A 10,097-nucleotide genomic window follows, 5' to 3' on the forward strand; every position below is an offset into this window, starting at 1 on the left:
AGCTCAAAATTAACCGAACCAATTTTCATTGGCATCGCTCTTGCACCAGCCCTTCTGCCTGGAACCTCTGCCTAGGGGCAGTTCAGGGCATCTTTTTTTGGTCTGGCGCGAGTACCACGATGCAAAGGTTCGACCCTGACATCCCTATCGACAACTCTTCGAAACTGGCGCTGGATGCGTTGCGCCAGATCGTTGCCCAGCATGCAGCATTCCCCCAACGGGCATTGCCTACCGAGCGGGATCTGGCGGCCGATTTCGGGGTTAGCCGACGGGCAGTTCGTCGCGCCCTGTCGGTGCTGGAAGCCGAAGGCCAGGTCTGGCGCCGACAAGGCAAAGGGACCTTTGTCGGACCGACGCCACCCAGTGCTGCCATGAGCTTCGCGCGGCTTTCCGGCCGGACCAATTTCACCGAGGTCATGGAAGCGCGTCTGCACCTGGAGCCGGCACTTGCCTCACTGGCAGCGGTACGGGCCAACGGTGAACAGATGGCGATTCTGCGCCGTCTTGCAGAGCGCACCACTCGCCAGCAGGTCGCCGAGCAGACCGATGCCGAAGGCATTGAGCTGTGGGACAGCGCACTGCACCGCGCCATTGCCGAAGCGGCGGGTAATCGGCTGATGCTCGACATCTTCGAAATGCTCGATGCGATCCGTCTGGACCCGGCCTGGCGCGACTTGCGTCACCGGGCACGCAATGCCGACCGCCTCGACACTTACAGCCACGATCACGACGACATCGTCAGCGCCATTGAAAGCCGCGATCCGATCAAGGCCGCCACCGCCATGCGCGGCCATTTACGTGCGCTGCAACAGGCCCTGAACACCGTCATCAACCAAGACCTGGAAGCCAGCCTATGAGCGCCACTGCCAACCTCACAGAAAACGGCGACGGCACGGTGCTCAGCATCAGCGACCTGACCGTACGCTTTGCCGGTGCGCCCGCCAATGTTGTCGACGGCGTATCGTTTTCCGTCAAGCGCGGCAAGACCCTGGCCATCGTCGGCGAGTCCGGCTGCGGCAAGAGCGTGACCTCAATGGGCCTGATGGGCCTGTTACCGACGACGGCCAAGGTAGATGCCAGCGACTCGCTGCTGATCGATGAAGCCTTGCTGGGCATGTCCGAAGAGCGCCTGCTGGACGTGCGCGGTAATCGCATGGCGATGATCTTTCAGGAGCCGATGACCTCCCTCAATCCGGTCTTCACCATCGGCGAACAGATCGCTGAAAGCGTGATGCGTCATCAGGGCCTCTCAGACAAGGCTGCCCGCCAGAGGGCTCTGGACATGCTGGAAAAAGTCCGCGTGCCGGACGCTCGCCAGCGGCTGGACGCCTACCCGCATGAACTCTCGGGAGGCATGCGGCAACGGGCCATGATTGCCATGGCGCTGGCCAATGACCCGGCGCTGATCATCGCGGACGAACCGACGACTGCGCTGGACGTCACCATTCAGGCGCAAATTCTCTCGCTGATCGCCAACCTGCAGACCGAGACCGGCACAGCGATGATTCTGATCACCCACGATTTGGGCGTGGTTGCCGAAGTCGCCGATGAGGTCATGGTCATGTACGCCGGACGCGTCGTGGAAAGCGGCCCGGTGAAAACCCTGTTCGACGATCCGCAGCATCCGTACACCATCGGCCTGATGGGCTCGATGCCCTCGATCGGTCCTCGTGAAGGCCGCCTGGCAACGATCAATGGGCGAGTGCCGACGCCGGCAGAAATGCCCGGCGGTTGCCGTTTCGCCGGACGCTGTCCGTTCGTAATCCAGCAATGCAGAGACGAACGCCCGCCGCTGCTTGAGTTGTCCCCCGGACACTTCGCCGCGTGCATCCGTGCGCCTTTGGAACAGCATGTGGGAGTCAGTGCGTGAACCTTTCCAAACCTGACATCGCCGGGCGCGTCAGCCCCGACAGCAACGCGCAGAAACCCATTCTGGAAGGCATCGGCCTGAGCAAGCACTTCGCCGTGGAAAGCGGTTTTTTGCAGCCGAAGAAGCCACCGGTACAGGCCGTCAATGAGGTCAACCTGTCGGTCCGCAAAGGCGAGACGCTGGCACTGGTCGGCGAGTCCGGCTCGGGCAAATCCACGCTTGGCCGCTTGCTGCTCAACCTGCTGCAACCGACTGCGGGTGACGTGATTTACGAGGGCCGCAACCTCGCCAACCTGACACCGGAAAAGCTGCGTCAGGTACGCCGAGACTTGCAGATCATCTTTCAGGACCCGTTCGCCTCGCTGAATCCACGCATGACCGTTGAATCCATCGTTGGCGAACCGATCTGGCTGCACAGCCAGGCCAGCCGCAGCGACCGCCAGGCAAAGGTCGCCGAGTTGCTGCGCACGGTAGGTCTGGCTCCTGAACAGGGTGGTCGGCATCCCCATGAATTCTCTGGTGGTCAGCGCCAGCGCATCGGCATCGCCCGCGCACTGGCTTCCGAGCCGCGCTTGATCCTCGGTGACGAGCCGGTCTCGGCACTGGACGTTTCGGTGCAGGCGCAAGTGGTCAACCTGCTCGAAGACCTCAAGCATCAATTCGGCCTGACCCTGGTGATTGTTGCCCATGGCCTGGCCGTGATTCGCCACATGAGCGACCGCGTGGCGGTGATGTACCTGGGTGAAATCGTCGAACTGGCGCCGGTCGACGCGCTGTTCGAAAACCCGTTGCACCCTTATACCCAGGCGTTGATGGCCGCCGTGCCGGTCAGCCACCCTGACCTGCGCCAGCCGCGTCCGCTCCTCGGTGGCGATATGCCCAGCCCCAGCCGCCCGCCTTCGGGCTGCCGCTTTCATACCCGTTGCCCGCACGCCCGTGCGCTGTGCAAGGAGGCTGCGCCGGTCATGGAAACCGTCGAGGCCGAACGCCAGGTCGCCTGCCACTTCTGGCGTGAAATCGCCAACGCAGGCAGCGCCACGCTGATCCTTCCGACACCCAGCGCTGCTTACACCCAGCGCCTGAATCTGTTCAAGCACCATCAATCCCTTGCAGTGGAGAGCCAGCCATGAAAATCGCACGCGTCGTGACAGGAACATTGTTATTGCTGGCCGCCAATGCTGCCTTCGCCGAATCGACGTTGCGCATCGGCATTCAGGACGATCCCGATGTGCTGGATCCGCATCGTTCGCGCACCTACTCAGGCCGTCTGGTGTACACCGCGCTGTGCGACAAACTGGTGGACGTCAACCCGGACCTGACCTACTCGCCGCAACTGGCCACTGCCTGGAACTGGAGCGAAGACGGTAAAACCCTGACCATGACGTTGCGCGAAGGCGTGACGTACCACGATGGCGAACCTTTTGATGCCGCATCGGTAAAGTTCAACCTCGACCGCGCCCGCACCCTCCCCGACTCCCTGCGCAAAAGCGAGCTGGCCTCGGTGGACAGCGTCGAGGTGATAGACGCAAAAACCGTCGCCATCAAGCTCAAGCAAGCCGATGCCACGCTGGTTTCTCAGCTATCGGACCGTGCCGGGATGATGCTCGCGCCGAAAGCTGCGCAAGGCGAGTTCGCCTCCAACCCGGTCTGCTCCGGTCCTTACAAATTTGTCCAGCGCGTGCAGCAGGATCGAATCGTGCTGGAACGTTTTGAAAACTACTGGAATAAACAGGCGTATCACTTCGACAAAGTGGTGTTCCTGCCGATTCCGGACACCTCGGTGCGTCTGGCCAACCTGCGCTCCGGCGATCTGGACATCATCGAGCGTGTTGCGCCAACCGATGTGAAAACCGTCAAGGCCGACAGCAAACTGGCGATCTACAACACACCGGGCCTGGGCTACATGCAGCTGATGTTCAACATCGGCAATGGTGAAAAAGCCAACTCGCCGATGGGCAACGACAAGCGCGTACGCAAGGCGTTTGAGCTGTCCATCGACCGCGACGCCATCAATCAGGTGGTGTTCGAGGGTCTGTACGCGCCAAGCGCTCAACCGTTCCCGAAAAACAGCCCGTATTACGACAAGGAACTGCCGATCCCGGCTCGCGATGTCGAGAAAAGCAAGGCGCTGCTGGCGCAGGCCGGGGTGAAACTACCGTTGGCGGTGGACCTGAAAGTGGCCAACAACCCCATCGCGCAACAGGTCGGGCAGATCATTCAGGCCATGGCTGAGGAAGCGGGCTTCAAGGTCAACCTGATTGCCACTGAATACGCGACGATGCTCAGCGAACAGGCGAGCGGCAACTTCCAGATCGGCATGAGCGCCTGGTCGGGCCGTCCTGACCCGGATGGTGATATCCATCAGTTCGTGACCTGCAAAGGCGGCCAGAACGACGGCAAGTATTGCAACGCCAGGCTCGACGAACTGCTCAACAAGGCGCGCACCGTGAACGACGTTGCACAACGCCAGGCACTGTACAACGACGCACTGCGCTTGCTGGCCGATGAAGTACCGACCGCCTACTTGTATTTCGACCCGCGAATCATTGCCATGCGTAACAACGTGACCGGTTTCGTCCCTAACCCGGACGGTCTGATTCGTCTGAACAATGTCGCGTTCAAGCCATGACTGACGGGCGCACCTGCGAGGTTCCGGTATGCTGATGTTCATCCTGCGACGCCTGCTCAGCTCGATCCCGACGCTGATTCTGGTTTCGCTGTTCGTCTTCACCCTGCAGAAGCTGCTGCCGGGTGACCCGGTGCTGGCCATGGCCGGGGAAGAGCGCGATCCGGCGGTCATGGAGTACCTGCGCGACAAGTACCGGCTCGATGACCCGATCCCGTTGCAGTACCTGAACTGGGTCGGCAACGTGCTGACCGGCGACCTGGGCACATCGCTGCGCACCGAGCAACCGGTAACCACGCTGCTGGCGTCGAAACTGCCGGTGACCCTCGAACTGGCGGTGCTGGCCCTGCTGATTGCGCTGCTGATCGGTATTCCCACCGGGATCATTTCGGCGGTGCGCAAAGGCACCGCCGTGGATTACGGGGCCAACGTGGTGGCGCTGTCGGGGATTTCCATTCCGCACTTCTGGCTGGGCATTCTGCTGATCATGGTCTTTGCGGTGAAACTGCAGTGGCTGCCCGCCTCCGGCTTTGTGCCGATGGGCGAGGACTTCGGGCAAAACCTGAAGACCCTGATCCTGCCTGCCTTCGTATTGGGTGCCGGGCTTTCGGGGATTCTCATGCGCCATACCCGCAGCGCCATGCTGGAAGTACTGCGCGCTGACTACGTCCGTACCGCCCGAGCCAAGGGATTGTTCCCGCGTACAGTGATTCTCAAGCATGCGCTGCGCAACGCGTTGATGCCGATCATCACCCTCACGACATTGCTGTTCGGCGAGTTGCTCGGCGGTGCGGTGTTGACCGAGCAAGTGTTCAGCATTCCGGGGTTCGGCAAGATGATCGTCGACGCCGTGTTCAACCGTGACTACGCCGTGGTGCAAGGCGTGGTGTTGTGTGTCGCGATTGGCTTCCTGATGCTGAACCTGCTGGCCGACGTGCTTTATCGCCTGATCAACCCACGTCTGAGGACTGCCTGATGACCGCTATTGCCAGCCTCTCGCACAGCGCGATCCTGCCCCGCAGTCGCTCGCCTTTTCTGAAGAAATTCCTGGCCAACAAAGGCGCGGTGCTTGGCGCGGCGGTGTTGTTGCTGTTTGTCCTGGCGGCCGTTCTGGCGCCCTGGATTGCGCCTCATGATCCGCTCAAAGCCAACTTCCTCGCGGTACGCAAGGCCCCCTCGTTGATCTACTGGATGGGCACCGACGAACTGGGGCGCGATCTGTTCTCGCGCTTGCTGTATGGCGCCCGCAGCTCGCTGCTGGCCGGGGGTGTTTCGGTAGCCATCGCCATGTTCATCGGCGTGCCGCTGGGCCTGCTGGCCGGGTACTTCGGTGGCAAGCTGGACATGATCATTTCGCAGGTCATGGAAGCGCTGCTGTCCTGCCCGTTTCTGGTGCTGGCCATCGCTTTGGGCGCCTTTCTCGGCCCCAGCCTGACCAACGCGATGATCGCCATCGGCCTGTCCGCGATGCCGATCTTTGCCCGACTGACCCGCGGCCAGGTGCTGTCGATCAAGCACGAGGATTACCTCGAAGGTGCCCGCGCCATCGGTCTGCCGGATCGCTGGATCATCCTGCGTTACGTACTGCCAAACGTGATGTCGCCACTGGTCGTGCAGGCAACGCTGACCATCGCCTCGGCGATTCTGGCCGAAGCCAGCCTGTCGTTCCTCGGCCTGGGCCAGCAACCGCCGTCGCCGTCCTGGGGCTCGATGCTCAATACTGCGAAGAATTTCATGGAGCAGGCTCCGTGGATGTCGATTGCGCCTGGCGTGGCGATCTACATCACGGTCCTGTGTTTCAACCTGCTGGGTGACGGCCTGCGCGATGCGCTGGACCCCAAGGGCTAAACCTTTCGTCTTCTGCCAAAGAGAAACGCTTATGTTCGATGATCTGGATTACAACCAACCGTACGCGTCGGCCCGCTCGCCGGTGATGGGCAACAACATGGTCGCCTGCTCTCAGCCATTGGCCGCTCAGGCCGGGCTGGACATGCTGCGCCGTGGCGGTAATGCGGTCGACGCCGCCATCGCCGCGGCCATGGTGCTGACCGTGGTCGAGCCCACCGGCTGCGGAATCGGCAGCGATGCCTTTGCCATCGTCTGGGACGGCAGCAAGCTGCAAGGCTTGAACGCTTCCGGTCGCGCGCCACAAGCCTGGACACCCGAATACTTCAAAGGCCAGAGCCAGATGCCGCAGCGCGGCTGGCCTGCAGTCAGCGTGCCGGGTGCAGTGTCGGCCTGGGTGGAGCTGTCAGCGCGCTACGGCAAACTGCCCTTCGCGACCCTGGCCGAACCGGCGATTGGCTACGCCCGCGACGGCTATCAGGTCACGCCGATTATCGCCGAGTTGTGGAAACGCGGCGCGCATCTGCTCAAGGATCAGCCGGGCTTTGCCGAGTGTTTCATGCCGGATGGCAAGGCCCCCATGGCCGGAGAAAAAATCCGGCTCAAGGACCACGCCCGTACGCTGGAACTGATCGCGCAGACCAAAGGCGAAGCGTTCTATCGCGGCGAACTGGCGCAAACAATCATCGCCCATGCCAACGCCAATGGCAGCGTGATGAGTCTCGACGACCTGGCGACGCACACCGTGGACTGGATCGACACCCTGTCGGTGCCATACGCAGGCGCTGTCGTGCATGAACTCCCGCCAAATGGCCAGGGCATTGCCACACTTGCCGGCCTGACCCTGCTCGAGGCACTGGGCGTCGGCGAACACCCGGTGGACAGCCTCGAGACGGTTCACCCGGTGCTGGAAGCAATGAAGCTGGCTCTGGCCGACCTCGACGAACATGTCGCCGACAGCGAGCACATGCGCGTGCCGTCAGCCGATTTGCTGGGCAAGGCGTACCTGACGGAGCGCGCAGGGCTGATCACCGATCAGGCCGCCAATCCCGGGCACGGCTCGCCAAAACCGGGTGGCACGGTGTACCTGTCGGCAGCGGATGAAAGCGGCATGATGATCTCGTTCATCCAGTCGAACTACATGGGCTTCGGTTCGGGTGTGGTTGTACCCGGTACGGGCATCAGTATGCAGAACCGTGGCGCGGGCTTCTCGCTGGATCCGCAACACGTCAATTACGTCGCGCCGCGCAAACGCCCGTTCCACACCATCATCCCCGGTTTTGTCATGAATGCCGACGGCACGCCGCTGATGTCCTTCGGTTTGATGGGCGGCCCGATGCAGGCGCAGGGTCATTTGCAGATGATGATGCGCATCCTGCGCTACAAACAGAACCCGCAAGCCGCTGCCGACGCACCGCGCTGGAGGATCGAATCCGGCCTGAAAGTCGCCGTGGAGCGTGCGTTTGACCCCGAGGTGGTGAAAGCACTGCGCGCCAAGGGTCACGACATCGATGTCGAAGAGCCGAGCGGCGTGTTTGCCTTCGGCGGTGCGCAGATTATCCAGCGCACCGCGCATGGATACGTGGGCGGGACCGATCCGAGGAAGGACGGAACGGTCGCAGCGTATTGAGCGACCGCGATATCCGCTACTGACAAGCCATCGAGCAGACGGCCCTGGTCGGGAATCAGTTGCTCGATGCGCTTGGTAATCCGCGCACCTTAGGGTTACACCTTGCCCTCGACCAAGGGTCTTGCGGCTCGCCGGTGGCCCAGTAGCGCGTCCAGGATGATAAAGCCCAGCAGACTCAAGCCCAGTACGGGCAGCGCAAAGCCAGTCAACACTGCAACCAGGATCAACGCGCATTGCGCGCCCGGATTCAACGAGCGCCAGAGACTCAAGAGCGTTGCCTGCTGATTGCGTGGTTGAGAAAGCATTGGACGACGTCGCCACCACATCACATAACCCATGACGACCATGGCCGCCAGGCCACTGGCGAACACCACCAGTACCAATTGATTGGCCAGACCAAACAACACGCCCATGTGCGCATCAATGCCCCAGCGGGTGAGCTTGGCGGGCAGCGAATAGTCTGCAAACTTGACATGATCCACCACGTCCAGTGTTTGCGGGTTGATCGACACAGCATCTACTTGCGTCGGCCAACTGCGATCTATCTCGCTGACTACCCAGGCCTTGTCATTGCTCGCGGATGGCCGGATTTCAACCTTGGCAGCATCGATATGTGCGGCACGCGCGCTGGCCAGAACACTGTCGAACAAGGCAGGGTCCAACTCGGCCGCCTGTGTCGTCGGCGCCATGTGCATATGATGCTCGGCGTGCTCGTCCATGGGCATAGACATTGGCATCGCCGCCGACTTGCCCAATGAGGTGGCCACACTGGGCGTTGACCAGCCGTAGTACGCACGCAATACGCCAATGTTATCGCCGGCGTACTGTGACCACGTCAAACCGGTGGCCGAGAAGAACAGCAGGCCCAGCAACAGCCATACGCCGGTGGTTGCATGCCAGCGGCGCACGTTGCCGCGTTCACGACTCTGCCGACGACGGCGAACCGCCCACAGCACCAGACCGCCGAGCGCAGCCACCCACAGCCATGAGGCGGCCAGCTCGCTGTAGATCCTGCCGACATCGCCCAGCAGAAGGCCCCGATGAAACTGATCGATCCAGGTACGTAGCGGTAATATGCCACTGGTACCGTAGACCTTCATGTCGCCGCGAATTTCGCCACTCACCGGGTCCACGAACAGCGCTCGATGCTCCGATGGGCCAAAGCCCGGATCGCTGAACATGACCCGAGTGGTATCCCCTTCCCGGGGTGCCGGGCGCACTGCGGCGACGCTCAGGCCTGGACCTGCCGATGCCTGCGCGCGCTGGATCTGAGCCTGCAAGCTCATCGCAGGGCCACGACTGTCTGTGTGTAGCGCATGCGCATAGAGCGAATCTTCGATCTGCGGGGTCAGTGCATAGACGACGCCACTCAAGGCCGCGACCAGCATAAACGGACCGACGAATACGCCGATGTAAAAATGAAGCCTTTTCAGAAAGGCGACAAATGCTCCGGAAGGCCGTGGCTCCGGGCTTGAAAATGATGCAGACATAGGGACTCACCAACGTATGAACGCGCCCCGCCGGAATGACCTTCCGGCAGGCTGTAAAGACACTATCGGTTGTTCGTGCGAGCGATACTCACACGTCCACGATGGGCACTAAGGTGCCTGTGGATTGAGTCCCGGAAAGGTGTACCTTGGCAGGTTGCCGAGCCAGAGTTCGGGCAACACAAAACGAGTACGGCGGACACGGATCAGCCAGCCCAGCGCCACGAAGAAAATCATCGCCAGCGTCAGTGTTCCGGCAAACGAACAGTCTCCCGACTGCGCCTTCATGCTGCCTGACATGTCCATCTTCTTGGAAGAATCGTGCATGGACATGTGCATCGTGTGATGCCCGGCATGCATATCAGACATCCCATGATCTGCATGGGAAACCGAAGCCATTGCAGTGCCGGCAAAAGCGGCCATCATCTGGCCGTGACCGATGCTGCACGCAAGACCATTGAACAGGACAACTGCGTACAGTATCCAGGCAATGGGCGAGCAATGGGTTCGGAAGAAGTTCATGGCGGCTAATTTAACATCTCTGGCCGGAACTAGACAGAACGGGGTGAGCGGGTCGGCAGCCCTTCGCAGGATCGATAACCGCCGAGTCCGCCACGTGTTCGCACGAAGCAAGGCACG

10 protein-coding genes are annotated in these 10,097 nt (G+C 61.5%); 8 read left to right on the forward strand and 2 right to left on the reverse strand.

Annotated features, from left to right (window positions below):
• Positions 1-119 precede the first annotated feature (119 nt).
• Genes JOE39_RS07175 through JOE39_RS07205 form a run of 7 tightly spaced genes read left to right on the forward strand, consistent with a single transcriptional unit; the run spans position 120 to position 7,971 of the window.
• Positions 120-857 carry an FCD domain-containing protein gene (locus tag JOE39_RS07175; protein WP_003401136.1) on the forward strand — a complete coding sequence of 246 codons (738 nt, stop codon included), beginning with the start codon at positions 120-122 and terminating at the stop codon, positions 855-857.
• Positions 854-1,870 (forward strand): ABC transporter ATP-binding protein, encoded by a 1,017-nt coding sequence (locus JOE39_RS07180; RefSeq protein WP_210077622.1) that lies wholly within the window; start codon positions 854-856, stop codon positions 1,868-1,870. Before JOE39_RS07175 ends, JOE39_RS07180 begins: the two co-directional genes overlap by 4 nt.
• Positions 1,867-3,000, forward strand: a complete 1,134-nt coding sequence (locus JOE39_RS07185) for an oligopeptide/dipeptide ABC transporter ATP-binding protein (protein WP_096133549.1) — start codon at positions 1,867-1,869, stop codon at positions 2,998-3,000. Before JOE39_RS07180 ends, JOE39_RS07185 begins: the two co-directional genes overlap by 4 nt.
• Entirely contained in the window at positions 2,997-4,499 is a 1,503-nt protein-coding gene (locus JOE39_RS07190) for an ABC transporter substrate-binding protein (RefSeq protein ID WP_122220008.1), read from the forward strand. Before JOE39_RS07185 ends, JOE39_RS07190 begins: the two co-directional genes overlap by 4 nt.
• 28 nt (positions 4,500-4,527) lie before the next feature.
• Positions 4,528-5,472, forward strand: a complete 945-nt coding sequence (locus JOE39_RS07195; RefSeq protein ID WP_017279132.1) for an ABC transporter permease — start codon at positions 4,528-4,530, stop codon at positions 5,470-5,472.
• Positions 5,472-6,344 carry an ABC transporter permease gene (locus JOE39_RS07200; RefSeq protein WP_003410575.1) on the forward strand — a complete coding sequence of 291 codons (873 nt, stop codon included), beginning with the start codon at positions 5,472-5,474 and terminating at the stop codon, positions 6,342-6,344. The genes JOE39_RS07195 and JOE39_RS07200 overlap by 1 nt, the downstream gene beginning before the upstream one ends.
• Positions 6,345-6,375: 31 nt before the next feature.
• Positions 6,376-7,971 carry a gamma-glutamyltransferase family protein gene (locus JOE39_RS07205; protein ID WP_170855954.1) on the forward strand — a complete coding sequence of 532 codons (1,596 nt, stop codon included), beginning with the start codon at positions 6,376-6,378 and terminating at the stop codon, positions 7,969-7,971.
• A 95-nt stretch (positions 7,972-8,066) separates the two neighbouring features.
• Here the strand turns inward: JOE39_RS07205 and JOE39_RS07210 are convergent, their stop codons facing one another.
• Positions 8,067-9,461 carry a PepSY-associated TM helix domain-containing protein gene (locus tag JOE39_RS07210; protein WP_024664350.1) on the reverse strand — a complete coding sequence of 465 codons (1,395 nt, stop codon included), beginning with the start codon at positions 9,459-9,461 and terminating at the stop codon, positions 8,067-8,069.
• A 108-nt stretch (positions 9,462-9,569) separates the two neighbouring features.
• Positions 9,570-9,899, reverse strand: coding sequence for a DUF2946 domain-containing protein (locus tag JOE39_RS26285; RefSeq protein ID WP_324294174.1), 330 nt, complete (start codon positions 9,897-9,899; stop codon positions 9,570-9,572).
• On the opposite strand from JOE39_RS26285, the gene JOE39_RS26290 reads away from it, so the two are divergent.
• Positions 9,840-9,989 (forward strand): hypothetical protein, encoded by a 150-nt coding sequence (locus JOE39_RS26290; protein ID WP_229636577.1) that lies wholly within the window; start codon positions 9,840-9,842, stop codon positions 9,987-9,989. The genes JOE39_RS26285 and JOE39_RS26290 overlap by 60 nt on opposite strands.
• Positions 9,990-10,097 lie beyond the last annotated feature (108 nt).

Source organism: Pseudomonas sp. PvP100 (genome assembly GCF_017833055.1).
GTDB classification, from domain to species: domain Bacteria; phylum Pseudomonadota; class Gammaproteobacteria; order Pseudomonadales; family Pseudomonadaceae; genus Aquipseudomonas; species Aquipseudomonas syringae.

Bases quoted from the DNA above. Each gene is read 5' to 3' on its own strand.
- JOE39_RS07195 (WP_017279132.1), top strand. From the start codon at position 4,528: ATGCTGATGTTCATCCTGCGACGCCTGCTCAGCTCGATCCCGACGCTG.
- JOE39_RS07200 (WP_003410575.1), top strand. From the start codon at position 5,472: ATGACCGCTATTGCCAGCCTCTCGCACAGCGCGATCCTGCCCCGCAGT.
- JOE39_RS07175 (WP_003401136.1), top strand. From the start codon at position 120: ATGCAAAGGTTCGACCCTGACATCCCTATCGACAACTCTTCGAAACTG.
- JOE39_RS07210 (WP_024664350.1), bottom strand. From the start codon at position 9,461: ATGTCTGCATCATTTTCAAGCCCGGAGCCACGGCCTTCCGGAGCATTT.
- JOE39_RS07190 (WP_122220008.1), top strand. From the start codon at position 2,997: ATGAAAATCGCACGCGTCGTGACAGGAACATTGTTATTGCTGGCCGCC.
- JOE39_RS26290 (WP_229636577.1), top strand. From the start codon at position 9,840: ATGGGAAACCGAAGCCATTGCAGTGCCGGCAAAAGCGGCCATCATCTG.
- JOE39_RS07180 (WP_210077622.1), top strand. From the start codon at position 854: ATGAGCGCCACTGCCAACCTCACAGAAAACGGCGACGGCACGGTGCTC.
- JOE39_RS07205 (WP_170855954.1), top strand. From the start codon at position 6,376: ATGTTCGATGATCTGGATTACAACCAACCGTACGCGTCGGCCCGCTCG.